This is a genomic window from Methanosphaerula palustris E1-9c (assembly GCF_000021965.1).
Classification (GTDB): Archaea; Halobacteriota; Methanomicrobia; order Methanomicrobiales; family Methanospirillaceae; genus Methanosphaerula; species Methanosphaerula palustris.
This window is the reverse complement of sequence record NC_011832.1, coordinates 1,364,407-1,390,441: the sequence shown is the minus strand read 5'-3', so window position 1 is coordinate 1,390,441 and position 26,035 is coordinate 1,364,407. Positions and strand designations below refer to the sequence as shown.

The 26,035-nt window shown below is 57.4% G+C and carries 14 protein-coding genes; 2 read left to right on the top strand and 12 right to left on the bottom strand.

From position 1 onward, the window contains the following. Positions 1-4: 4 nt before the first annotated feature. From MPAL_RS14410 to MPAL_RS16455, 3 genes are all read right to left on the bottom strand, one after another. The gene (locus MPAL_RS14410) at positions 5-3,244 is read right to left on the bottom strand and encodes a carbohydrate-binding protein (protein WP_158303641.1); all 3,240 of its coding nucleotides are present in this window, start codon (positions 3,242-3,244) and stop codon (positions 5-7) included. A gap of 182 nt (positions 3,245-3,426) precedes the next feature. Continuing rightward, positions 3,427-6,186, bottom strand: a complete 2,760-nt coding sequence (locus tag MPAL_RS06740; protein ID WP_012617994.1) for a carbohydrate-binding protein — start codon at positions 6,184-6,186, stop codon at positions 3,427-3,429. A gap of 459 nt (positions 6,187-6,645) precedes the next feature. Next, entirely contained in the window at positions 6,646-6,795 is a 150-nt protein-coding gene (locus MPAL_RS16455) for a hypothetical protein (protein ID WP_012617992.1), read from the bottom strand. Between the two features lie 715 nt (positions 6,796-7,510). Between MPAL_RS16455 and MPAL_RS06735 the strand changes: the two genes are divergently transcribed. Next, entirely contained in the window at positions 7,511-8,044 is a 534-nt protein-coding gene (locus tag MPAL_RS06735; RefSeq protein ID WP_148208166.1) for a hypothetical protein, read from the top strand. Positions 8,045-8,843: 799 nt separating this feature from the next. Further along, positions 8,844-9,701 carry a UbiA family prenyltransferase gene (locus MPAL_RS06730; RefSeq protein WP_012617990.1) on the top strand — a complete coding sequence of 286 codons (858 nt, stop codon included), beginning with the start codon at positions 8,844-8,846 and terminating at the stop codon, positions 9,699-9,701. 74 nt (positions 9,702-9,775) lie between these two features. On the opposite strand, the gene MPAL_RS06725 is transcribed toward MPAL_RS06730, so the two are convergent. The 9 genes from MPAL_RS06725 to MPAL_RS06680 form a co-directional block, all read right to left on the bottom strand. Further along, positions 9,776-10,426 carry a hypothetical protein gene (locus tag MPAL_RS06725; RefSeq protein WP_012617989.1) on the bottom strand — a complete coding sequence of 217 codons (651 nt, stop codon included), beginning with the start codon at positions 10,424-10,426 and terminating at the stop codon, positions 9,776-9,778. 324 nt (positions 10,427-10,750) lie between these two features. After that, positions 10,751-12,454, bottom strand: coding sequence for a glycosyl hydrolase family 28-related protein (locus MPAL_RS06720; protein ID WP_012617988.1), 1,704 nt, complete (start codon positions 12,452-12,454; stop codon positions 10,751-10,753). An 851-nt stretch (positions 12,455-13,305) separates the two neighbouring features. Continuing rightward, positions 13,306-16,662 (bottom strand): PAS domain S-box protein, encoded by a 3,357-nt coding sequence (locus MPAL_RS06710; protein WP_048145235.1) that lies wholly within the window; start codon positions 16,660-16,662, stop codon positions 13,306-13,308. Positions 16,663-16,807: 145 nt separating this feature from the next. Continuing rightward, a complete protein-coding gene (locus MPAL_RS06705) occupies positions 16,808-17,944 on the bottom strand; it encodes a hypothetical protein (RefSeq protein WP_012617986.1) in 1,137 nt (378 codons plus the stop codon). An 84-nt stretch (positions 17,945-18,028) separates the two neighbouring features. Further along, on the bottom strand, positions 18,029-20,197 hold the full coding sequence (locus MPAL_RS06700; protein WP_012617985.1) for a DUF262 domain-containing protein: 2,169 nt from the start codon (positions 20,195-20,197) through the stop codon (positions 18,029-18,031). 226 nt (positions 20,198-20,423) lie between these two features. Then, positions 20,424-20,711 (bottom strand): hypothetical protein, encoded by a 288-nt coding sequence (locus MPAL_RS06695; RefSeq protein WP_012617984.1) that lies wholly within the window; start codon positions 20,709-20,711, stop codon positions 20,424-20,426. Between the two features lie 62 nt (positions 20,712-20,773). Then, on the bottom strand, positions 20,774-22,504 hold the full coding sequence (locus MPAL_RS14405) for a response regulator (RefSeq protein WP_012617983.1): 1,731 nt from the start codon (positions 22,502-22,504) through the stop codon (positions 20,774-20,776). 140 nt (positions 22,505-22,644) lie between these two features. After that, a complete protein-coding gene (gene cheB / locus MPAL_RS06685; protein WP_012617982.1) occupies positions 22,645-23,700 on the bottom strand; it encodes a chemotaxis-specific protein-glutamate methyltransferase CheB in 1,056 nt (351 codons plus the stop codon). Then, the gene (locus tag MPAL_RS06680; protein ID WP_012617981.1) at positions 23,697-26,030 is read right to left on the bottom strand and encodes a hybrid sensor histidine kinase/response regulator; all 2,334 of its coding nucleotides are present in this window, start codon (positions 26,028-26,030) and stop codon (positions 23,697-23,699) included. The genes cheB and MPAL_RS06680 overlap by 4 nt, the downstream gene beginning before the upstream one ends. Between the last annotated feature and the right edge of the window lie 5 nt (positions 26,031-26,035).

The following is a 26,035-nucleotide window of genomic DNA, read 5'->3' as shown; positions in this document are numbered from 1 at the left end:
GGGTTCAGGTGGCCTGAATGGAGCCGGTCCGCTCAACGGTCTCGCTTGAGCCGTCCGTGTAGGTGATCTTCACCAGCGGCGAGAAGGTGCCGGCGGCCGGGTAGAAGAACGTCGGGTTGACGGCCCCCGAGTTCCAGGTGTTCAGATGGGCCGGGGCGTCGAACGACCACAGGGCCGAGCTGATGCTCTTGCCGGTCGCCGGGGTCACGGTGAACTTCACCGCGCTGCCGTGCGGAGCCGTCGCCGGCACCGCGACGAACGAGGCCTCGCCCGACGGTCCCGGCGTCGGTGTGGGCGTCGTAACGCCGGCCGGTGCGAACGCGATCCAGTCGAGGTTCTGACCGTCGCCGGAGAAGGTGAATTTCAGGAGGTGGTACCCGGACGTCAGAGTGACGGGGACCGAGACCGTCCTGTAGGTGTCGAAGGACCCGGTGTTCGGGACCGCAACCGTCGCGAGCGTCTCGGGATCCGACAGCACGATCGACCGACCGCTGTTCGGGCTCGCGACGCGGACGGACATCTCGTAGGTCCCGTCCTCCGCGACAAATACCTCGTAGGTCAGGTACTCGCCGGTGCGGATCCAGCCGACGTCCGTGACACCGTTCGCGGTCTCGATGTCGACGTCGTCAGTGCGGTATGCCCCGCCCTGGTTGCCCGGCGTGGTGTCGACGTACCCGCCGGGTTCGTAGTCCTCGGCCTGGATCGTGCCGGGGATCCGGAACGGTTCGCGAGTCTGCGGCTGCGGCGCGAACGCGATCCAGTCGAGGTTCTCGCCATCGCCGTGGAAGGTCAGCCGTACGGTGGTGTTCCCGGCCGGCAGGTAAACATCGTCGAAGGTTGCCGTCGTGTACGTCCCATACGATCCGGTGTTCGGGAGGTCAAGGCTGTACATCGGCTGCGAATTGACCGAGATCATCGCCGACCTGCCGTCGTTCGGACTCGCAACCCGGGCGTTCATCTGGTAAAACCCCTCCTTGGTGACATTCAGCGTGTAGATGAGGTACTCGCCGTCGCGGATCCAGCCGACGTCGGTGATCCCGCCGGTGGTCTCGATGTCGACGTCGTCCTGGCGGTATGCCCCACCGGTGTTGCCGGGCGTGGTATCGTGGTAGGCGATCTCCTCCCCGCCGAGATCGTAGTCCTCGGCCTCGATCTTACCGGGGACCAGGTGCTGCGTGTACGGGGCCGGAGCGATCACCGGCGTGCCGGGCGACTGAGCAAGCGGCAGGAAGTCGGTGACGCCATCCTCCGCATTGACGACGTAGGAGACGTCGCAGATGCCGTCGCGGTCCGCGTCCGGGTGGGTCTCCGAGAAGCCGGTGCCGTTCGGGCTGGCCCAGAAGTTGCCGCCGAGGTACGGGCCGCCGACGATGTTCGCACCACCCGTCTTCTCGTAGTTCATCATCCCGACCTCGACCGCCCCGAAGTAGCCGTTGACGGTGTTGTTCAGGTAGTTGTTCCGGACGTGGCTCGGCCAGTCGCCGCCGACGTCGACCCCCCTGCCGTTGCCGGTGATCCAGTTGCCATGGATGTCGGATCCGCCGCGATCGGATGCATGCACGCCGTCGCCGGCGTTCTCTTCGATGTGATTGCCGACGATCTCGGCACCGCCGTGCTCGAACTCCAGGCCGTTGCCGCCGTTGGCGCGGACGGTGCAGTTCCGGACGACCGCGAAAGAGCCGGTGGAACTGCTGAGGCCGTCGCCGACATTATCAGAGATGTCACAGTCAGCGAGGTGGCTCGACGGGACCATAAAGGCGCTGATTCCCACGCCGTTCCCGGTGATCGAGCACCGATCGACCGCGATCCCCCCAGCCGGGTAGGTGAGGTCGAGCCCGCTGCCGGTGTTCTCCCGGAAGACGGAGTTGCGTATGCTGCTCCCGGTGGTGACGCCGTTAGGGCTGATGCTGAGCCCGATGCGATTCTGCTCGGCGACAACGTTCTCGACCACGGAGTCCGACACCATACCGACATGGATCCCTTCCTTCCAGTGGCGGACGGTGAGGTTCCGGATGGTGACGTTTGTGATGGTGCCGGACGACGTCGGGGTGGCGAGGCTGGTGGCGAACACGCCGATCGAGTCGTTCGCGTCGGTCCCGGTGATGCTGTGGCCCATGCCGTCGAGGACGACATCCGAACTCGTGATCATGACGCCGATATGGTCGGCCGAGAGGTCGTGGTCAAGGGTGTGGAGGCCGGGCGTCGAGACGAGGAGTTCCGGCGTCGGCGTCGGGACAGGGGTCGACACTGGCGGATTCGCCAGCTGGAAGTCGAGTTCCAACAGGTTGACCCGTGAGACTCCGTCGAACGAGAGCCGGACCGTGGTCTCCCCTGCGGAGAGGGAGATTTGGGTCGAATTGCTGTCTGCATAATTGTCGAACGACCCGGTCGGTCGAAGATCGACCGTCCCGGCAGGAACACCGTCAACCGAGATGGCGACCCTTTTCATGATCGTGTCCGGGTTCGCGGCCCGGAACCAGACGACGAAATTCTGCGGTTCGGTCACGTTCACCGTGTAGTCGAGCCATTCCCCGTCACGGATCCAGCCGACATCCGTGAACAGGCCGGCCGTCTCGATGTCGACACCTTCGGCCGGCCTGTACGCCCCGCCGAGGTTCGCGGGCTCGGTGTCGTGGTAGGCCACGCCCTCGCCGCCGAGGTCGTAATCTCTGGCCTGGACCAGCCCCGGCACGGGATGAATGCCCGGGTAGGGAGCGCTTGCGTTTGCGTTTGCGAGCGCGGCCGTGTCCACAGGATCGGTCAGGGCCTGTGCGCCTCCGGCGAGCAGGCAGAGCACCAGCAGCAGCGGCAGTGCCACCGCCGGCGCCAGGGCGCCGAGGCGCCTCAGTGCGGATGAGATGCGGTACATCATATCCTCCTGGCCGCTTCCTTCGAAGCGACAATTATAACTGCCCGGGAAGGAGGATTGGCATGACACCTGGCTTGCGAAGCACGAAAGAAGGTCTGTCTCTCCAGCTGGGGCACCGAGAGATCTCTGCCCGATCTGATAAAACTTGTGACCTCGCTTGAGTGGGAACAGGAGGGTGAATCGCGAGCCGAACCCGCCGGGTTCGCAGATCCTCTCTGCACGATGGTCGCCTGCCCGGATGAATGCACCTCGATACCCGGGAATGGGCCCGACGTCACCGGCAAGACAGACGAGCGTCTCGGCTCGAGCGATAAGATTAGGAAATACCAGAAACAGATATCCTGGGTATTTCTGCCGGACAACGTCCAGATTCATGACAGGATCGAAGAACCAATTTTCCGGAATCAGGCCGGTACAATCACCGGGATCGTTTCTCCACCGCTGAAAAGGGTATATGAAAAAAAGGGGGATCCATGCCGCTCAGAACTGGTTGAAGAGCCAGACCACGCCCGCGAATTCGATCAGTCCGAGTTACCATATGGATTCTGAGAGGATGGTCAGGCGACGATCATCACATAGTAGAAACTACTGTAGACGGTATGGTCAGACCGGACGTCATACAGGGTGTACGATGGCGTGAAGGTACTCGGATTGGGTACCCATGGGGCCCCTGGCTCCGGCTCTGGAAACGGCGTCGGTGTCATGGCTGGGTCCACGAGCACGAGATTACCGCTACCATAGCCGCTCTGGGTGCTGTACGGCGTCGGCATGGCGTTTTCGTGCGTCATAATGAAGGTGACGTTCTCACCCTCCGGAACCGAGATCCTCCCTGAGGGCGTGATCGTGCCTGGGCCGATCGCAACGGCCGTGACATTATAGGTTCTGACCGGCGGGGCGTCGAAGTTGTTGAAGAGCCATACCACGTCATTGAAATCGATCTGTCCGTTCCCGCTGAAGTCGAATCCGGCGACCGGCTCATTCTCAGCGATCCAGTCCATCTGGTTGAAGAAGAGGACCACGTCATTGAAGTCAGATCTCCCGTCGCCGTTCACATCATCATATTTCCCGTCGGCGTTCGTATCAGAGGGGGTGCCGGCGCCGCCGGGGACAGCGACGAGCGGTTTCGGTGTTGGCGTGACGATATCCTGCGGTGAGAACGCGATCCAGTCGAGGTTCAGACCGTCGCCCTGGAAGGTCAGCCGTACGGTGGTATTCCCGGCCGGCAGGTAAATGTACTTTGCCTCCACCGTCGTGTAGGTCGTAAACGACCCGGTCTCCGGGAATCTGATGAGAGCGAACATCGTCTCCGAGTTGACCGAGATCCTCGCCATCAATCCTTCGTTCGGGGTCGCGACACGGGCGGTCATAAGGTAGGCCCCGCCCTCTGGGACGTTCAGCGTGTAGATGAGCCACTCGCCGTCCTGGATTCCGCCAACATAGGTGATCCCGCCGGTGGTCTCGATGTCGACGTCGTCCTGGCGGTATGCCCCACCGGTGTTGCCGGGCGTGGTATCGTGGTAGGCGATCTCCTCCCCGCCGAGGTCGTAGTCCTCGGCCTCGATCCTGCCGGGGACCAGGTGCTGCGTGTACGGGGCCGGAGCGATCACCGGCGTGCCGGGCGACGGTGCGAGCGGCAGGAAGTCGGTGACGCCATCCTCCGCATTGACGACGTAGGGGACGTCGCAGATGCCGTCGTGGTCAGCGTCCGGGTGGGTCTCCGAGAAACCGGTGCCGTTCGGGCTGGCCCAGAAGTTGCCGCCCAGGTACGGGCCGCCGACGATGTTCGCGCCACCTGTCTTCTCGTAGTTCATCATCCCGGCCTCGACTGCCCCGAAAAAGCCGTTGTTAGTGTTGTTCAGATAGTTGTTCCGGACGCGGGACCCCCAGTCGCCGCCGACGACGATCCCCCGGCCGTTGCCAGTGATCCAGTTGCCATGGATATTTGACCCGCCGCGATCGGACGCATGCACGCCGTCGCCGGCGTTCTCTTCGATGTGATTGCCGACGATCTCGGCACCGCCGTGCTCGAACTCCAGGCCGTTGCCGCCGTTGGCACGGAAGGTGCAGTTCTGGACGACCACGAAGGAGCCGTCCTTGCTGGTGAGGCCGTCGCCGGCGTTCTCCGAGACGTCGCAGTCGGCAAGGTGGTTTGTGGTGCGCTCGCTCGACCTGACCATATCGGCGTTTATACCCACGCTGTTTCCAGTAATCGAGCACCGTTCGACCGCGAAGCCCCCGGCCGGGTAGGAGAGGTCAAGCCCGAGATTGGTGTTCTCCCGAAGGACGGAGTTGCGGACGACGTGGTCATGAGTGATCCCCCCCTGGGGGCCATAACTGAGCCCGATGCGGTTCTGCTCGGCGACGACCTCCTCGACCACGGTCTCCGATGCTTCGCCGACCTGGATCCCCTCGTCCCAGTGGCGGACGGAAAGGTTCCGGACGGTGACGTTCGTGATGGGGCCGGACGACGTCGGGGTGGCGAGGCTGGTGGCGTAGACGCCGATCGAGCCATTCGCGCTGGTTCCCACGATACTGTGGCCCATGCCGTCGAGGATGACGTCCGAACTCGTGATCAGGACCCCGATCCCGTCGGCCGAGAGGTCACCGCCGAGAGTGTGGAGGCCGGGTGTGGAGATGAGGAGTTCCGGCGTCGGTGTCGGGACGGGTGTCGGTTCCTGCGTCGCCGGCAGCTCGAAGTCGAGGTAATCGAGGTTGACCCGTGCGATACCGTCGAACAAGAGCCTGACCGTGGTCGCTCCCGCGGGGAGCGAAAAGGGTGTCGAGTCGTGGATGAGGAAGGTGTTGAAGGACCCGGTCGGCCGGAGATCGATCGTCCCGGCGGTCGTGCCATTCGTCGAGATGGTGACCCGCTTTATGGTCGCGTCCGGGTTCGCGGCCGAGAGCCGGAGGACGACGGTCTGTGGCGTGGTCGTGTTCACGGTGTAGGCGAGCCATTCGCCGGAACGGATCCAGCCGATATCGGTGATCCCGCCGGCGGTCTCGATGTCGACATCGTCCTGCCGGTAGACTCCCCCTTCATTGCCGGGGGTGGTGTCGTGGTAGGCGATCCCCTCGCCGCCGAGATCGTAGTCCTCGGCCTGAACCTGACCCGGGACGGTGTGGATGCCCGAGTAGGGAGCGAGAACTTTTGCAGCCGGCACCTGAACCGGCGTCGGCTCGATCGTCGCGTTCGCGGCCGTGTCCATGGGATCGGTCGCGGCCTGTGCACCTCCGGCGAGCAGGCAGAGCACCAGCAGCAGTATGACCGCCGGTGCCAGGGCGCAGGGGCGCCTCCGTGTGGATGAGATCTGGTCCATCATGTCCTCCTGGCCGCTCCGCTCTGAAGCGGCGGTTGTTGAACTGGTGCCCGAAAGAAGGAATGGCATGGCACCTCGCGTGGGAAGCACGACAGATGATCTGTCTCTCCAGCTGGGGCGATCGAGAGATCTCTGTCTGAGGTGATAAACGTTGTGACCTCGCTCGAGTGGGAAAGTGAATCGCGAGCCTGATCCGCCGGGACTACGGGGCCGGCACCCCCCTGAATGCAACCTCGCACGAACCCCATTACCCCCCGGCCGACCATCGGTGAGGCCGAGGACCATGACAACGGTGGCGCAGGGGTCGCCTCCCCTGACACTGACCTTCCTTGACGACGGCCAGGACCTCGACTGGATCGAACTCGTTCCGTTCGTCATGCCGACGCCGATGCCGTGACGGTCGGCATCGAAGAGGCGATGAACAACCATGCAGGGACCAGGAACCCTGCCGGCTCACGGTTACGGGGGTGGTCGGCTGAAGGATCCTAACACACCCTGCAGGTTCTCCCGCACGAGCCCGCCATCGAGCCCCAGATATGATATCACCGTGATGGCGATGACGAGAACGACCAGAAAACCGAAGATCTTGAGAAGCGTTGATCGTTCCATAAGCGATCATGGCCATTTCAGAATATAATGGTTCCGAACGATCTGAACCAGCCGGATTCAACCGATAGACCGCGTTCTGATTTCCAGGACATTCATCCGGACCTCCCGGTCATGGGATACCCCTGATCAGCGGTGCCGGTGAAGGTTCACGAAAAATACCGCGACAAAAAAATAAATTATTAATAGAGGCGGGCCAAATAAGAGATAGAGCTGAACCGTCTGTACTGGTCTTTAAGAGAAAAGATCTGTGCAGACACCGGTTCTGCTTGCTCTTATCCGAATGTTCATGAAATCGTACGCCCCCATCTTACACCGGTGAGATACGGGATCCTGTCTGCATTACCATTCAGGAAGGGCGTGACGGGATCACCCGAGTGGTGCGTCTCAGGAGCACCACCGATACACATCAAGCCGGGATCATCGTGATACCTCTACATTCATCGGCAGGAGCGGAGCGGTTCGAAAGGGAGGTAAGGGCCGCCCGGCATGCTTCGTACTCGCCATGAATCCCGGGGATCAGTGAGCATATGGCTGGCTCTCCTCGTAATGGGCGGACTGTCGTGAACTTCGCCAGGACTCTGCCGGCCCCGTCACCTCCCCATACCAGAACATGATCGATGCGGCGAAACGTTCGACCCCCGGTACCCGGCCCGGACCTGAACGGCACCTTTCGAATTCTATTTAAGATCTTTATGCTTACGCGTCAATCATGCAGATGGAACAGATATTTGACGATGGCTATTCTCTCTTCTGGTATGAACCTACAGATCTCTGCTCCACAACACGGGTATTCTACAGCCAGCTGGCAAGCGCCGGTCCCATCGAAGTCCCGCTCCTCTTTCTCTGCACGTCGTTCGACGACTTCGATCTGATGATACGGAACGGTGGACCTCTGGTTGCGGCGTCGACCGACGAGGTCGGTGCGCTCTGGACTGAACTGAACGACCATGCCTTCCAGGAATCACGTGGAACTGCCGACGCAGGGTTTGACGTGCAGGGGAGCATTCTGGACTACCTGGCCGACGACCATTATTGGAAGCTCATGCTGGCCATGCTCGGGTTATACTGCGATGAACCGGGCTGGCAGGAGACCCTCGGACCTGAGCCGGCAGAGGTCAGGTCCCGGATCGAAGGGAAGACAGCGCTGGTGATCCCCGGGGACGAGGACCTGGTGGCCCTCGCCATCAACCTCTTCAATAGGGGTGCGTACGAGATGGTCACTGTTGAGGACGAGGAAGAAGGGAAGTGAGATTCCGTTCATTCGGGACGGGAATTATGGAATCCCAGCGCAGCCGGGTTCCTCCCGACAGAACAAGAGGCGATGGCGGCCACAACGCTGAGATCACTTATGCTTCGTGGATAACCCCACCAGGTCAGCCGGCTCTCTAACAGGGGATCTCCTGTCGATCCGTCTCCTTGACTAACTGGTCCTGAAAATGGACCGTAGATCAGAAGAATAGGTCCACCAGTATCTTTGAATTATATATGGCACCGCCGGCAACAGGTTGGTGTGGTAACCTGCATCGGAGGTTTCCCATCGAGGAACAGAACCACCAACTCCCTCCGACAGGTTCTTATCACAACCATCTCCAGTCAGGTCGGCAGGATCGCACTCACGAAGAGCATGCCTGCTGACCGATCGGGCAGATAGATAGTACCACCAGATCCCAACTGCAGTGTTTTTAGAGCGGACACTGCAGCCAGGACTGCTTGTAGAGTTACTGGAGAACCAAGTGCCACACAGAACCACACCAGAATCTAGCATCTGAATCGAGTAATCATTAGAGATTTCATCCTATTCGACACCTTTTTGGGATGGATTGGCCAGAACCGGTCCGTTTCTTTTTTATCAGGATTTCATACATCACGATCCCTCTTTGTTGCTTTCTCCCAGGAGGGCGAAATGTACCCCACTCTGGCTCTGTAAAACTTCATTCACACCACACCCACCTCATCATCATTATGGACAGCGGGTTTGTGTATCTTGAAAGGCTTCAAAAGAGCTGGAATGGTACCAGTCCAAATAGGAGGACCATCAATTCAGGATCATGCGGTTGAGCATCAGTACGAAGATTCGTGCATCTGGCGATCTCATCCGGATGGATCTTGCACTGGGGGCCGGGATCTTTTTTGTCGCCGGAGAGATTCTCGCCATCGGAGGGTTGCCCCCGGTGAACCAGGTGCTGCTCGGATTCCTGACGCTCTTCTTCATCTCCGGTTCTGCGAACATCTCCAATGATTACTTTGACCGGGATGTCGACAGCGTCAATCTGCCCACACGCCCCCTCCCCTCAGGTCGGATCTCCATTCCCGAACTGTGGCTCCTCTTCCTCCTCTTCACTGCGGCCGGGTTGACAACCGCGGCGTTTCTCGGTCCGCTGGTGCTGGCCCTGGTATCGGTCTTCTGGGGGATCGCACTCCTCTACAATATCAGACTCAAGAACTTTGGATTTGCCGGCAACCTGGTCGTGGCCGTCTGTGTTGCGATGACCGTGACGCTCGGGGGGATTGCGGTAGGAACGATCAACGGGGTCGTCCTTACCTTCGCAGCTCTGGCATTCCTCTTCGATCTCGGGGAGGAGATCGCATCGGATGCCATGGATGTCGAAGGGGACCAGCTCCGATCCTCGAAGAGTCTCGCAAAGAGATGGGGAAGGACCACGGCGATCAGGATCACCGGGGTGATGTTTGCCGTTTTTTGTCTGTTGACCCTGCTCCCCTTCCTGATGGGCTGGCTTGGGATTGACTACCTCTTCCTCGGAGCGGTCATGGACCTCTGGACGATCTCCTGTCTTTGGAGCCTTATGAGATCCCGGACAGAAGAAGAGGGCCGGGAACAGATCCGCCGGCTCTATCTCGCCTGGGGACTGTTCGTCATCGTATTTGCCATCACCAGGATCCTTTAATTGGGGAATCTATTTACTGGAAAGGAACGGGCGAGCGATGCTGTCCCTGCACACAAATTAAGGGCTATCCTGCTCTACACCGAGACCTCTTCGTAGGCACCGTTGTTGTAGAGGTTGATGGCGAGGGCCACCAGGTCCTCGTCCCCCGGGAGTACCAGCGCCGTCTTCCCCTTCAGCCGGGGCCCGACCACGTCTGCATCCGGCCCGGGAGTGTTCTGCCAGTCCGGTTCGTCGCAATACCGCCCGAGCATGGCCAGCAAAAGTTTCTGGTTCTCTTCGTCGGCCAGATAGTCGACCATGGTACCGTGCCCCTCGAGGCTGGCACCGGTGATCTCCATCCCGGGGGTCGCCAGGAAGACATGTTTGCTCAGCTCCCCAAGCAGACCTTTGACCTCGTCACCCGATATCCCAGCCAGCGACCCGCCGTTCGATGCCGCAAGAGCCCAGAGCCCAGCATTGAACGCGTCGACGTGCCGGTTGACATACAGGCCCTCGTTCGCCCCTGTCGGGAGATCGTTTGCACCATGCCGGAGTGAGGAGAAGGCCGTCGTGAAGTCGTCGACCGAGTTGATGAGGTAGATCAGGGAGATCCCAGCGCACGGTCCGCACGCGATACCATCCTCCCACCGGCCGAAGACGTGGGTGGTGGGGAAGACATCGGTCGGTTCGTACCAGAAGAGAGAGACTTCATCGTCGTCGGTGAAAGCGATACGTTCGATCTGCATAGGATGGACGTGGGCGAGAGAGACATATATAGCATTCGAATGTACCGTTCGAACTCGAATGAGAACGATGCCATTGACAGGTTCGCCCGTATCACCGGGTGGAGAACCGCCTGCAGGCAGATTCTGGGCGAAACCATATGCCACCCCATCCCCGATCGCTCAGGTGAGGTGAACCTTCCCCATTCGGGGGAGTGACGATTCCGGGGCACAGTTCCGGAAAATCCTTCAAAAATAGATACAGGTGCATCCAGAGGTGATAACGAAAAGGAGGAGATATGAATCAGAGTCTCTGATCTCAACAGAGTTCGGAGAACAAAAAAAAAATTAGAAATTAATATAACTTCCACTGCTCTTGAGGAAGTTGTTCACCAGTGAAATTGTTGAGCTGGGCGTACTTGCCTGGAATCCGCGAGCGTAACTATCAATTACATTCCCGTCGATATTGCAGACGTTCGGGACATAGGGTTCGAGGTAGATCCCAGTCCCGCCGTTACCCGTGCCTTTCGCAACATTCCCCTGAATGAGGACATTGGTCCGGTCGACATCTATGGCTTCATAGAGGATATTGATCATGGTATTGTCAACAATCTGATCAACTTTGGCTGGCAGATTATTTGGGTCGGCGTATGCGTTCGTTAATACAACGCCACCTTTGCAGTTTACGATCACATTGTCGCTGATCTGTGCCGTACCACTGCCGAGTTCTACCCCCTTGACACAGTTGTTCATGACATTACCCCTTATGACATAGGGTCCAGTGGTCGGTTTATGGGCATCGATTGCCCCCTCTGTTGTGTTCTCGAAATAATTGTTCTCGACAGTGACTCTCTGAACATAAGATGCCACCGGCAGGTCGGTTTGACTGGTTCCGGTTGTGACACTGTGCCTTCCCTTGGTGACAAAGAAGTTGTCGTGAATAGAGATCAGATCGCTGTGGTCGGTGATGCTGACCCCATATCCCAGTCCGGTCTGGAACACATTATCGAAGATTGACTTTTCAATCGTGACATCGGTGCAGGTGTTCACTCGGATTGCTGCATACCCGATATTATGGAACTTTACATAGGATACATGGAAGTTCTGGAGATAATATGCATCAATCATCGCCGGGTTGGTTTCAATCCCGGGACCTTCAAAGACGATTCCGGTGATGGTCATGCCCGTCATCGGCGAAGCGGACGTGCCTTTGGCATTCAGGGTGAAGACATACTGTGTCGCTTTTTCACAGTCGAACACGGTTCCCGATTCACCGAACAGGGTGAAGGGCTTGTTGATGCTGATGGGTCCATCGATCCGGTAATGACCGGGAGGGAAGTAGATCGTCGACCCGGATGGGAGGTTGGTGAGGAGCGACTGGAGGGCAGCAGTATCATCGGTGACACCATCGCCTTTCAGCCCTGATGTTCTGGCATTCGTGGCAATCTTAACGAGGTCCGGTCGAGAGGGAACAACCCATGCCTGATAGGCCTGCTGCATCTGCGCAAGGCGGGCATTCCCCTGAGTGTAGGCGGCATTCGCATATGCTGATGCCTCAATGGCACTGGTGACAGGGCCAATCGTGGCTACCGTGGTTGGGATTGCAGTTGGAACGGGTGTAGCTACCGTGGTTGGGATTGCAGTTGGAACGGGTGTGGCGACCGTGGTTGGGATTGCAGTTGGAACGGGTGTAGCTACCGTGGTTGGAACAACTGTTGTTTTGGGTGTTACAACGGTGATATATCCAGTCTTTACGATGGTGGTTGACCCAGCACGATTCTGGACAGTCTCAGTGACGGTGTACTTACCTGCGGTCTTGTAGACATGCGTTGGGTTTTTTGTACTCGATGTGGTTCCATCGCCGAACTTCCAGGCATATGCAGTTGGATTTCCGGTTGACAGGTCAGTGAAATGAACTGTCAATGGGGCTGTCCCGATGATAGAACTGGCCGTGAATTGAGCAACGGGCGTTCTTGCAGCACTGACTGATCCGACCAATCCAATCAGCAGGATTGCGGTAATCAGGGTGAGTATTAAGAGATGCTTTTTCATATTCGATTCGCTCCAGGAATCACCCCATACTGCATTGCGTATGTGCTAGGCAATCCTATACTGTAGTCTGCATGGCACACATTTAAACATATCCATTATACAATTCGCCAGAAAATCGAAAAAATCAGATTCTATTCTTAGATTGGAGGGATTCAAAGGGTTGCCCGGGAAATAATGATGAAGTCGACCAACGGCTTCAACACATCATAGTTGACCCCGGGAAGCGCTCCTATCCACCAGTCACCATCCACACAAATCGGACTGCAATCAATATTATTTTCCGATTTTCAACGTATCAATTGCCTGTAGTTTATTCAAAGAGAGCCCCTGAATCTGAACACCAGTACCTGCAGAATATCGGGGATGCCGCATCCCCTGAGAGAGAAGTGAGGAGGGTGACCGGTTCGAAAATGGATCACCACATCCCGATCATTGATTGCTTCGACTTCATCTCTTTGACATACCCGAATCAAACAATGAAAGATACCACAATGCCGGCATCTGATGGGAAGAGAGATTGTAGATTATCACCAGTTCGCTCTAAATTTTAACGCCCGGATATACCTCAACACATATTTCCGCATCCCCTGCATCACCCAACAGGGTGATATCCCCGAGGTTGAGAGTTACCTTGGATTTGTGGATTGTTCCTTTACCTGCCCCTCTGGGAAAGGATCCCGCAATCACGGTAATCCCAGTGAATTCGATCTGCTCTTTGAACGCTTCGGCGGTTTGCTTCTATCATTCAAGGTTTGAGATGAGAACAGAATTATCAAGATGCCATTGCATCAATTCAAGAAAGCCAAAAAGACCCGCACGTCGGTTGAGAATGTCGTGTCGGATGATATTATTTATGAGATCGAGTGTTTGTTCGCCAGTTTCACGGCGTCCGATGCACGGACCTCGGCGGTGATATCCATTAAGGAAGCAACAGACTGCGTCGTGCCCGGAATTACATCAATGGTCAGGACGATACTGCGGATCTCACCTGTCTTTGTAATAAACCGGAACTCGTAATGTCTCAGGGCAGTCTCATTCCTCTCCCGACGCAGGTGGTGCTGGGTGAACATTCTCTCAAGATCCTCGTGAAAAACAAATTCAGTCCAGCTCATTTTCCCCTCAATCTCCTCTCTTGAATATCCAGACAGTCGCTCGAATTCAGCATTGGCCAGGGATATTGTGGTGTTCTCCTCAAGGAGGACGGTAGCAGTTCCGGTGTTCTCAAAGATGGTATGATATCTGTTCTCCGACACCCGAAGATCTTCCTGAGCCCGTTTTAATTCGGTGATATCAGTGATCGTTTCGATGGCACCAGCGACATTTCCGGATTCGTCATAGATCGGAGCTGCAATGGCCCTTACAATCGAAGGTTTACCTTTGAGTATCAGATTGGGACTCTCGACGGAGAGGATCTCCCCGGTCCGTTTTATCTCAACGTAATCTCCTTTTTGTACTGCATCCTCTAATGCAAAGATAAGATCGATCAGGATCGGCCGGCGGTGTCCATGAAACGGGATGGCATATTCATAGTCTCCCCTGCCGACGATCTCCTCTGCTCTGACCCCGGTCATCTCTTCAATCGCCCGGTTCCATGCAATAACCGTTCCCTTCCGGTTGATTATAAAGGCGGCATCAGGCAGGTAATCAATGGTCCTTGATATCTCGAGTTGATATCGCCTGCCCTTCTCCTCTGCTTCCTTTAATGCAGTGATATCGTCACAGATCCCGTCAATCCATTCAATCGTCCCATCCGACTTCTTTTTTGTCTGTGCATTGATTGAAACCCAGATCTGCGTACCGTCTTTCTTCTTCAGGTGCAGTTCCCTGTCCCTGACAGAACCCTCTGTATCCAGGACCTGAATGATCTTTTTCCGCTCATCCTGATTGGCATAGATATCGGCGACCGGGTGTTCCAACAGTTCAGGTAAAGAATCATATCCAAGTATCCTGACAAATGCCTGGTTCGCCCAGATCGTCCTGCCAGGGAATTCTGGGGTGTTCCGGTAGACCCCCACATTGAGGTTATCAACCAGAGATCGGTAGTTCTCCTCATTTGCTTTGAGCGAATCTTCCATCTTCTTACGTTCTGTGATGTCCCGGAAGATTCCCTCAACACCGAGGCGATTGCCGTTTGCATCATAGTAGTTATGACTGCTCGTGGAGACAGGTACCGGTGTTCCGTCCCTCTTTTTCAACGTGACTTCATAATCGGTGACTGATCCCCTGCTGTCCAGTTCTGCAAGGAATTTTTCGCGTTCTTCCGGATAGTAATAGAGAGACTGCGCAATATTCTTCCCTTTCACCTCTGATTCTAAGTCGTACCCTAACAGTTGTTTTGCAGAGGGGCTTGCCAGTATGAGGTTTCCCGCAGTGTCGCTTCGGTAGTAGACATCCTGAATATTTTCTAGAATGCTCCGGTATTTCTCTTCACTCTCACGGAGTGCATCCCCACTATTTTTCAGTTTGTCATAGTGTTCACGCAACTCTTCTTCTGTTGCCGTGATCTGCTTATAGGCGGTATTCAGTCCGTCCTCGGCCATCTTCCTATCGGTGATGTCCCGTCCGATTGACTGGTATTCTACAAGATCCCCATCCTCATCAAAGATCGCCCGGTCACTCCATTGCTGCCATCTGATCTGCCCGTCCGGCATGACGATCCGGTGTTCCATCGTTGCTACCGGCTTCTCCTGTGTCAATCCCCTGATGTGCTGCCGTACCGCTTTCTGGTCTTCTGCAGGCTGTTGCGGAGTGAACGTCGTCCCGATGATCTCAGCAGACGACTTTTGGAAATACCTGCAGTATGCCTCGTTGACAAAGACGTGCGTTCCATCCGGTAAGAAACGGGAGATAAATTCAGTCTGGTCTTCGACCACGTTCCGGTACTTCTGCTCGCTCTGTGCAAGCGCTTCGTCCGCCTGGATTCGCACGATGGCCGCCCCAATCTGGGTAGCGATCGTTTCAAGGCCAATATGGGAATTTGCCGGGATTTCGTCAAAAATATGGGAGGAAATATTGATACAGGCGATCACCCTACCCATGGACATGACCGGGATGATTATTAACCCCTTCAGACCTTCCTGTTCCTGGACTGGACTATGGACGATCCCTGTTTTTTTGTACTGGATATAGATCGGTTTTCCCGTCATCACTATCCGGGTATTGGGGGAATCTGCCGAATAATGGGAGACACTTAGTACGAACTCGTCCCCGAGATTCCGTGAAACAGCGAGATCGAGAGAGCCATGCACCTCATCGACCAGATAGATGCCCCCGGCATCCATGCCGGAGATCTCAATCGCTGCAGATAGACAGATCTCCAGCGCATCATGCAGCCCTCTGATCGACTGGAGTGCAAGACCAAGGTCCAGCTGGGTATGGAGGATGTGATCCTGCCGCTTCCGCTCGGTGACATCCCGGATGGACTCAATTGCCCCAATGACGGTGCCGTGCGTATCATAGAGCGGAGAGGCGATAAACCAGAGGTAAGCACCTTTTCCGCCATAGAGGATGGGAATATAGATCTCTGAGATCAGTTTATTGTCTTCTTTGAAGGTATTTGGATATTTTTTCCAGGTCTCTTCATCGTTCCTTAATATGAGGTCGAGGAGGATCGGTCTTCTCGTGCCGTAAAATGGAAGAGCATAGGAATGATCCCCTGTTCCCAGTATCTGCTCTTTTTGTACCCCGGTCATCTCCTCCATGGCCCGGTTCCATGCGATAATCTTCCCATCCAGGTCAACGGCACAGGTGGCATCCGGCAGGTGGTCGATGATGTCTGTCATCTGTTGTCGGGATTCTTTCAGTTCATCTTCAGTACGTCGACGTTCTATCGACAGTTTGATCTTATGCTGCAGATCGACATACTGGGACGTGGGATCACCACCCTTCTGGAGGTAATAATCCACACCACTGTTCACCGCTTCGATCACCACTTCCTCACGTCCCCGGCCGGTGAAGAGAATGAACGGGATCCCGTTATGCTCTCCTCGTAAGTATTTGAGAAATGCGAGACCGTCCATTCCTGGCATCTGGTAATCGGAGACGATACAGTCAAAGACAGTTCTGTTCAGCACCTGGATACCCTCCTGTGCGGAGAGGGCGGTCTCTACTGTGATAAAACCTGACATCTCGAGAAAAATTTTCCCGAGTTCCAGAAGTGCCGGCTCATCATCAACATAGAGGACACGGTACATGGTCACACCCTTCATTGGAGAAATGAGTATAATAATTTTGAGCACTCCTTCCAGCGATGATGAATATGAGAAAAACTGTGATCGATGATCAGGACCGGGTATAGTGGTTTCAGGAATCAACCGATTCGCCCCAGGGGGCACATTCCGAGTGGAGGTTCGATCACGCTTCCTTTTTCACCTCGTCGACCACCCAGTCGAGGACGGCCAGGAAACTCTTCCGTGCCTTCGCAGGCACGAGCGCTTTGAGAGGGAAGGATGGCCGGCCGCCGAGTGCGTCTTCGGGGAGTGCGATCCCGGGAATTTCGTTCAAACGGTTCAGCAGTTCTCTCCGTCTCTCGATTGAATCAAACGGCGGCCGAAGTTTCAGCCACTGGAACTGGATCTTTCCGACGCCGGTGCTCCATACGAAGACCGGGTAGTAGTCCGTCCCCTTCCAACAGAAGACCGGTCCAAACGAGCCGTCCTTCTTCCCTTCGCCCCACCAGAACCGGGTCGCATGCCCGACACCCCAGTCGAGGATCGATCGGGCGACCCCGACAGCCTCAGCGCCGGCCCGTTCATCGAGCACAGTCATGAACCGGTCCTCCGTCCACGCCTGTCGCATGGTATCCGCACTCGATGAACGCCCGCCCATCGACGCCGCCGGTCTGACGATCACATCCGGGACGAACGCTTGGACCCCCTCGCCGACGAATTGCCGGACCTCGATCGCCAGCATCTCGGACGACCGCATCTGCCGGTTCAGGAAGGCGACGATGCGCCGGAGCTCGACCGAGATCTCGTCCGCGACAAAGACCATCCGGATCCGTTCATCGCGAATATTCTCCTCGATCTGCATCCAGAAACCCTCCGCATCTCCACCGTCGCCGAGGAACTCCGCAAGCACACCGGCCGGCTCTTTTTCGATCTCCCTGCAGGTCCGTTCGAAGTTCCGGCGGAGGTCCTCAACGTTCCAGCACGCCAGGCCGTTCGAGGCGTAGTCAAGCATCTGCGCCACGATCTCCCGCCGGTTCCGGGTGTCGGATCGACGCTTCACCTCGACGAGCGTCGGAACCCCGTTCTGGTCGACGAAGAGATGGTCGAGGGAGTAGACCCTGCTCCCTCCGGTCTCGATCGGCACTTCCTGTTCCCGGGTGAGGAGGAGCAGTCCAGAATACGGTGTCCGGTCGTCGCCAGTGAGCAGGAGCTCCGGAAATTTCGCGAGCATCTGCTGAAAGATATCCTCCGACTCGTACTCTCTCTCGAAGATCGGGACTAGCGAACCCTGGTCGTTCAGTACAAAAATTGGACGTGACATCGGTCTCCTCAGATTAACATCACACTATCTAGTTCCTCCAGATCATCTGCTTTCCGCAGGGAACGATACAGGGTGATGGTTCGATCATACATTCTCCTTCACCTCGCTGATCACCCAGTCGAGGACAGTGAAAAATTCCTCACGTGTCTTCGCAGGAAGGAACTTTGTGAGAGGAAGTGCGGGCCGGTAGATGAGTGAATCCTCGGGGATTGCGATCCCGGGGATGGCGTTCAGGCGGTCCAGCAACTCTTTCCGTTTCTCAGGTGCATCAAAGGGCGGCCGATTCTGCAGCCACTGGAATTGAATGACCAGTACTCCCCTGGTCCATACAAGGACCGGATAGTAACTCTCCCCTTTCCAGTTGAAGATCGGGGCAAACGAGCCGTCTTTCTTCCCCTCCCCCCACCAGATATGTGTTGTATGACGAACCCCCCAGTCCAGGATCGACCGGGCGACCTCGACGGCCTCAGCCCCTGCCCGCCCCTCGAGAACGGGCATAAACTGCTCTTCTGTCCACCGCTGTTTGAGAGGGCCTCCATTCGATGAGTCCTCACCCTGTGATTTTTCAGGTTTGACGAGAGGATCCGGAGCCGGCCAGACCCTGGCCGCCAGCAGGGCTAATCTCTCGGCCCGGTTCAGAATCTCCTGCTCGTTCCAGGTGGCAACCTCCCCGAGGCCGGCGCTGAGCCTGAGTGGACTGCGGCCGAGGCCACCTTCCATGTCCCGTTTCTCGGCGAACGGCCGATCGCTGAGCTCGGAGTTGTAACCGGTCAGGGTCAGGTTGCCGAGGGAGTGGAGATAGGTCTGGTGGACCTGCTGCCAGTCGTCACCGAGCTCCCGCTGCCATGCTTCGGAGAGTCTCGGGTTCTGGGGCATGATATGCTCGACCGTGTAGTTGGCAGCCGCGATCGGCTCCTTGGTCCCGTGGTTCTCAAGTTTCGTCAGGAGATAACTGCATATGCGGGAGTTGTAGACATCCTTCCTTTCAATCTCCCGCATGAACTCGGCATCGTCGGGGAACCGGCGGTAGGAGTCGAGCATGAAGAGGGCGACCTTCACACTCTCTCTATAGTGGTCTCGCCGGATCTCCTTACCGAGGGCCGCGAAGGTTTTGTTCATGGAGTTCGTCGGAATCCCGCAGATAGCCCGGCGGAAGACATAACTCTCGGCGAGCCGGACGACCTCGACCAGTTCGTCCCTGGTGATCTGTCCGGTCCGATAGTCGTGGTAGACCTGGAGGAGGAACGGGTAGGCCACGTCGACCTTCAGGAAGTTCAGGTCATTGAACGCGGCGGCGATGGCCGGATCCTCCTCCTCTCCGCAGGCCATACAGACGAAATATCTGGCAAACCGGTGGATATCGATGACGAGGTCGTGGACTGATGACTCGCCCTGTGTCCGAACATAAGTCTTGAACTCCCTGAACACCTCGCCCATCTTTGGAATTCTGCCGTCGCGGTGGACCGTCAGGTAGTCCCGCATGAACCGGTCGAAGAGTTCCTCGGGGTTATCTTTGCCGAAGAGGAGTTCCATCGGGTACCAATAATCCTCGTAGAGTACCTTCTGCTCATGGGGGTCCTGGTCCATCAGGACGAAGTTCCGGATCTGATCGGTCTGGGAGAGGTCGAGGCCGGTGGAGTTGAGGCTCTCGAAGATCCGCTGGGGATTATCGTGATCGGGGTCGAGGGCGATCTCGACGATGAAGAGGTGGCGGATGCCATCGTAGAGTTCAAGCGGAGAGAAGGGGGATTGCCGGATCCTGTCTTCGAAGAAGCGGTAATTCTCGACGATGCGGGGAGAAGCATTCCGGGGGAGGTCGCGGTTGTTGAGGAGGGCATGGTAGGTCTCAAAGTCTATCCGTGTGAGGACCAGTTTGTTATGGAGATCTCCTTCATAGTGTTCATTCAGGAGGAACTCACTGATCAGCTGCTGGGTGGTGGCGTTTGGGTCCTGCACCTGGAGGGCACGGACGAGGGCGAGGATGAAGAGGGAGATGGTGGTCAGGCGCTGCTGGCCGTCGATGACCAGGAACTGTGGGATCCAGGTGGTGAGAGATACCTTGCTGTTGTTGATATAGACGATGGACCCAAGAAAGTGGCCGGCCCTCGTCGGGTCTGTGGTCGCCCGTACGATGTCGTTCCAGAGTTCCTCACAGTTCGGCAGCTCCCAGCGGTAGTTCCGCTGGTAGATGGGGATGATGAACTGCTTGGTACCGTTGAACAGGGTGAAGAGATCGGTCTCGCCCGCCTTCATGCGATCACATCCGGAATCGGGATCTCGACGGTGACGTCAACCTCTCCTTCAATCAGGCTGGGGATAAAAATTCTCGTGACGTGGTGATGATGATTTACGGGACTCAGGAAGAAGGACAATATAAGAGATGTAATATAATTCCATTGAACTTACATTCTTTGATTTCACTCCGTTGGAAAAAAAGGATCCATCTCTGAATAACCGGGGGCGGATCCCACCCCACCGATCACAGATCGCCAGCGTTCTTAAACGACTCCCGCGGGTCGACCTTCTGCTGATGTTGATCGAGCAGCAGTTTCACCTCGTCGTAGATCCTTCCCTTGTCCTCGACACCAGTGAAGAGGATCCTGACCCCGTCGACCTCGTCCTTCAGGTACGCGGCCTCGTCGTACTCGATCACCATGATCTCCCCCTCCTCCCCGAAGTGGATCTCCTTACTCTCCCCCTTCATATACCGTTCGCGCTGCTCCTTCGTCGGTGCAGCGTACTTTGAATCATAGCGGAAGACACCCATACGTACCCCTCTCAATGTTAAGATATAGACGGGCCGGGTGAAACCCTTTCACCTGGTCCTGGTCATAGAAATTTCTTGAGCGTGAAGTGGATCGCAGTACCGGGCCGGCCGTCCTTCCGGTCATCAGCCCGGATCGTTCCGCCATACCCCTCCACCAGCATCCAGGTGATGAAGAGTCCGAGCCCCTTGCCACTCTTGCTGGTGGTCCCCTTCTGGAACCTATCGAAGATCTGGGCCTTCTGATCATCAGGGATCCCGGGCCCGTTGTCAGCCACCGTCACCTCGACAACACCCTCATCCTCCTCGACGCCGATGGTGATTGAGACCTCATCGCCGGCGAATTTTCTGCTGTTCCCAATAAGGTTGGTGAAGACCTGGCCGATCAGGTCGTCGGCATAGACCATCACCCCGGTCCCAGGATAGGTGAACGGGATCTCAGAGAAGCGTGAGATCTGGTTTCTGATCACGGCATCCAGATCCATCGGCACCAGCCGTGCCTGCTTTTCATGAAGCCGGCGGATGGTGGAGACATTCCTGATGATCTCGATGGTCTGATCGAGGCTGGTCCGGATCTTCTGGACAAACTCATACTGAGGCCCGGTCAACTCATCCTCCAGCAGGTTGGCATAACCCATGGAACTGGTGATCACGTTATTGATATCGTGGGTCATGATGTCCAGGTACAGACTCATCTCGTCGTTGGCCGTCGTGACCCGCTCCTGGAGGAGCGCCTTCTGCACCGCACTCCCGACCTCGCGCCCGACCGACTCGAACATCCCTATCTCCACATCAGAGAACTCGTGCTCGTTCTTACTGGTCAGGGCGAGCACGCCAAGCACCTCAGATCCAAACTTCACCGGGACCATGGCGTACGCCTTCGCACCCAGCTCCTTGAAGATGATCTTCTCCCGTTCCTCGTAGAAGGTCGTCTGATCGATGGTGAAGAAAGCAGGAATCCCGTTGAGCAGCACCCCCCGGTTCGGTAGCAGACCCATATCGAGGGTCTGGATCAGGTCCAGATAGGACTCCTCCACCGGGATCGTCTCGACGTGATGCCGGAGATGAGCACAGGTCCTCTCCTCGTTGATCAGGTAGAGGGCTCCAAATTCAAAGCCGAAGAGGTTGAGGATCTTCTGTATGGTCAACTCCAGCAACTCGTCCAGAGAGAGGGTTGTGTTGCAGAGGCTGATGATCTGGTTGAGCACCGCGAGATTCTCATAGGAGACCTTCAACCGCTCCTCGGCCCTGATCGCCTCCTGGTTCTTCATGATCGCCACCTGGTAGGCCGTCAGCAGGAACTCGAAGATCTGGCCCCTGTCCGATGAGATCTGGTATACCTCCCCATCGAAGGAGACCGGAACCGGGGATTGCATCCAGTCCTTCATCCGAAGCGCCCGCTCCGGAGCCAGGATCTGCCGGATGCGGAGGATCAGGTACTCTTCGTTATAGGGCTTCGTGATGAAGTTGTCGGCGCCAGACTGGAGGGCAAGGGCTACATCCTTGGTGTCCGAAAGGGCCGTGAGCAATATGACTGGTATCTCCTGGGATGCCGGATCCGATTTGATCGCCCTGCAGAGATCATACCCATTCATCACCGGCATGATCACATCGCTGATTAATAGATCCGGTCTGACCTCTCCAATCAGATCGAGGGCCTGCTGCCCATTGGTTGCAGCAAAAACGGTGTACCCGTGCTTCTCCAGGATGTACCGGAGATACTCCTGCTGGGTTGGGCTGTCCTCGACGATCACTACTTTAATCGATTGCTCTCTCTCCAGATTTTCATACTCCACGCTACGTTCGCCTCATTAACACGCCTGACCGTATGAAGAACCCATTTGACCGTCCATCCATTTTATTGTGTTGAAAGCACCAGCTCGAATCCATCGATGGCATCCACGGAAAACCCTGCCCACACCACATCAGTCCACCACTATTTCTGTGAAAGATCTACCATCAGGTCGGCGATCTCCGCCGGTGTGAGGATATATCCTGCAGCATTCAGCCTGACCGCCTCCCCGGGCATACCGTAGACCAGCGCACTCTTCTGATCCTGCACAACAGTCACCGCCCCCAGGTCTCGGAGGTGTTTCAACTCAGCTGCCCCGTCGGTCCCCATCCCGGTCAGCAGAACAGCCGCCGTCTTCTCGCTGCAGACCTGGGCGAGGGAACGGAAAAGAAAAGAGACCGACGGTCTGAGACCATTCTCGGGCGGGGCGTCGACGAGATGAATACCGTGGTCGCTGTCGATTCCCATCTGAAACCCATCCGGGGCGACAAGGGCCACCCCGGGTTTGAGGGATGCCCGATCGGTGGCGAGGCGGACAGGGAACCCTGACACCTGGGAGAGCCAGTCGGCAAACCCCTCAGAGAACCCGGCCGCGATATGCTGGACGATCAGGATAGGGATCGGAAAGCCCGCCGGCAGGTGAGAAAGAATCTCCTGAAGGACGATCGGTCCCCCCGTCGAGACGCCGATGGCGATCACCCGGACCGGTGCACCCCGCCCAGTACCCCGGTTATGATGAGAAAACGGGCGGGGTGGCGACGAAACTACCGTTGGCCGGCGTTTGACCACCCTGATCTCCGAGACCATCTTAACATTCCAGACCAGGTCCCGGGCCTCCTTCAGATGATTTGGGTGGCCGGGGCCGGCCGGTTTTCTGAGACTGAGGAGGGCACCGGCCTGCATGGCAGAAAAGATGATCCCGACCTCATCGGGGTCCTCGATCCCGCTGACGATGATGATCGGCACCGGCGTGGTCTCCATGATCTGCTGGGTCGTCAGGAACCCGTTCAGACCCGGCATCACGATGTCCATGACGATCACATCCGGTCGCAGGGACCTGGCCAGCCGGATCGCCGTCTCCCCGTCCGGGGCCTCCCCTGCAACATGGATGGACGGATCGGCGTTGAGGATCGCAGAGAGGATCTGCCTGGAGACCGCGGAGTCGTCCACCACCAGCACCCGGATCTTCTGGGAGGTCATGGTCCTGCCAGCCGATCGATGATCTCGATCAGGTTCGATTGATCGAAGCTGCTCTTCACGATATAGGCATTGGCGCCCACCTCGATCCCCTGTTCCCGGTCACCTGCAGAGTCGAGGGAGGTGACCAGGACCACCGGCAGGTCAGCATGCCGCTGATCGCTCCGGATCTTTCTGGTGAGGTCGAATCCGCTCATCCGGGGCATGTCGACATCCGAGACGACCAGGTCGAAGGCCCCGGAGATCAGGACGTTCCATGCATCCTGGCCGTCGACCGCTGTCGTCACCCGATAACCTGCCGACTCGAGGATGTTCTTCAGAAGGGTCCGTGAGGTGATCGAATCCTCGGCCACCAGGATGGAAGAGGGGAGCCTTCCGGCGACGACGACCTCGCGGCCATACCTCGCCCCGGCCCCGGGCTTCAACACCGACTTGATCAGGTCCGGTACATGCAGGATCGGTACCAGTGTCCCATTGCCGATCACCGTGGTTCCAGAGATGTTCCGCACCCGCGAGAGCTGTTTTCCAAGGCTCTTGACGAGCACATCCTGTTCATTGCGGACTTCGTCGACCGAGAACCCGATCCTGGTCTTCGAGGCCCGTGCCACGACGATCGAGACCTTCGTCTGTGCCTCCCTCATAGGGGGATCCGGGAGTTCCAGGACGCTGCCGAGCCTCACCACTGGAATGAACTCCCCTTCGTACAGCAGGGTCTTGTGGTTCTGGACCGCTGCGATCGATTCTACCGACACCTGGAGCGTCCGCTCGACATAGGCCATCGGGAAGACGAACGACCGGTTATCCTGAGTGACCAGCACCCCCTTGAATTTCACCAGGGTGAGCGGCAGGAGCAGGTGGAAGGATGTGCCCGCACCAGGGGTGCTCTCGACGGTCACGCTCCCGCCCAGTTTTTCGACCTTCTCAAGCACGATGGCCAGGCCGAGACCGTGACCGGAGAGATCGGTGATGATCGGGCTGGTCGATATCCCTGACCGAAAGAGGAGGTTGGTCACCTCCTGATCGTTCATCCGCTCGGCCTCCCGTTCGGAGATGAGACCCCCCTTCACCGCCGCCCGCTTTACCTGGGGGAGATCGACGCCGGCCCCGTCATCAGCGATCGTGATCCCCACCTGTCTCCCGCTCCGAAGCTCGATCTCGATCGTAATCTGTCCGTACCGGGTCTTCTTCTGCTCCTTCCGTATTGTGAGGGGTTCGATCCCATGATCGATCGCGTTTCGCAGCAGGTGGATCAGCGGGTCGTGCATCTCGTCCAGAACCCTGCGATCGATCGCAATGCTGCTCCCCCGGATCTCGAGCCGCACCTCCTTGCCCAGGGCCTGTGCAAGGTCCCGAACCAACCGCGGGAATGAATCAAACAGGGAAGAAGCAGGAAGCATCAGGACATCCCGCATGTCATCGAGGAGAGTGTCGACCAGGGTCTCGAGGGATCGCCGGCCCCGATCCATGCAACGGATCGATCCGTTCAAACCCCCGTCCAGGGACCGCATGAACTGGTGGTTCCAGTCAAGGAAGGTCAGCTGGCGCTCGATGAAAGGCTGGACCCGTTCAAGTCGTTCAGATGACGCAGCACCGGTGACCTGGCGGAGGGTGACGAGGTCGGAGGAAACGCGCGTCCATTCGTCGCTCCAGGACTCAACCAGGGCCTGGATCCTCTGCAGTTCACTGAACTGGTCGTTTACCGCCAGCTTCAGGAGGAGGAACTCCTCAACCTGGTGGAGGATCCGTTCGAGTTTATCGACGGAGATCCTGACGGTCGTCTCCGGCACCACCTCGTCCTTTGCCTTTCTGACAGGCCCGATCCCCTCGAGGGTCCCCGGGGTGCCGCCGCCGGCCGTTCCCTCCAGGGGTTCTATCCCGGTCGCGACATTCGCTGCAGGCCCTGCCTGAGTGGCTGCAACGTTTCTGGCCAGGTGTTCGAGACGGGCGATCAACCGCTTCGTCTGCGGACTCTCGGGCTGGGGGACCTGGGGATCGGCGGCCGCCACCATCGTCCTGACGGTGTCGATGACTTCAGAGAAGAGATCGAAGAGCTCCTTTGACGGGGAGGCGCTCTGCTGTTTGAGGACCGAGAAGACGCTCTCGATCGCCTGGCAGACCCTCTCGACCTGGACCAGGTTCACCGCCCTGGAGGCGCCCTTCAGACTGTGCGCCTCCCGGAAGACCAGTTCCAGGATCTCCCGAGACTTCACCTGGTCATCCCTGCTGGCCTCCAGTTCGACCAGCTGGGAAGAGAGGGTGGCGAGATGCTCCTGAGCCTCGGTGCGGTAGGTGACCAGCAGCCTCTTTAAAAATTCGATCTCGTGACTGTCCATGGTGA

Excerpts from the sequence above, each read along its gene's own strand:
- MPAL_RS14410 (WP_158303641.1), bottom strand. The coding sequence starts at position 3,244 with ATGAATCTGGACGTTGTCCGGCAGAAATACCCAGGATATCTGTTTCTG.
- MPAL_RS06740 (WP_012617994.1), bottom strand. The coding sequence starts at position 6,186 with ATGGACCAGATCTCATCCACACGGAGGCGCCCCTGCGCCCTGGCACCG.
- MPAL_RS16455 (WP_012617992.1), bottom strand. The coding sequence starts at position 6,795 with ATGGAACGATCAACGCTTCTCAAGATCTTCGGTTTTCTGGTCGTTCTC.
- MPAL_RS06735 (WP_148208166.1), top strand. The coding sequence starts at position 7,511 with ATGGAACAGATATTTGACGATGGCTATTCTCTCTTCTGGTATGAACCT.
- MPAL_RS06730 (WP_012617990.1), top strand. The coding sequence starts at position 8,844 with ATGCGGTTGAGCATCAGTACGAAGATTCGTGCATCTGGCGATCTCATC.
- MPAL_RS06725 (WP_012617989.1), bottom strand. The coding sequence starts at position 10,426 with ATGCAGATCGAACGTATCGCTTTCACCGACGACGATGAAGTCTCTCTC.
- MPAL_RS06720 (WP_012617988.1), bottom strand. The coding sequence starts at position 12,454 with ATGAAAAAGCATCTCTTAATACTCACCCTGATTACCGCAATCCTGCTG.
- MPAL_RS06710 (WP_048145235.1), bottom strand. The coding sequence starts at position 16,662 with ATGAAGGGTGTGACCATGTACCGTGTCCTCTATGTTGATGATGAGCCG.
- MPAL_RS06705 (WP_012617986.1), bottom strand. The coding sequence starts at position 17,944 with ATGTCACGTCCAATTTTTGTACTGAACGACCAGGGTTCGCTAGTCCCG.
- MPAL_RS06700 (WP_012617985.1), bottom strand. The coding sequence starts at position 20,197 with ATGAAGGCGGGCGAGACCGATCTCTTCACCCTGTTCAACGGTACCAAG.
- MPAL_RS06695 (WP_012617984.1), bottom strand. The coding sequence starts at position 20,711 with ATGGGTGTCTTCCGCTATGATTCAAAGTACGCTGCACCGACGAAGGAG.
- cheB (WP_012617982.1), bottom strand. The coding sequence starts at position 23,700 with ATGACCTCCCAGAAGATCCGGGTGCTGGTGGTGGACGACTCCGCGGTC.
- MPAL_RS06680 (WP_012617981.1), bottom strand. The coding sequence starts at position 26,030 with ATGGACAGTCACGAGATCGAATTTTTAAAGAGGCTGCTGGTCACCTAC.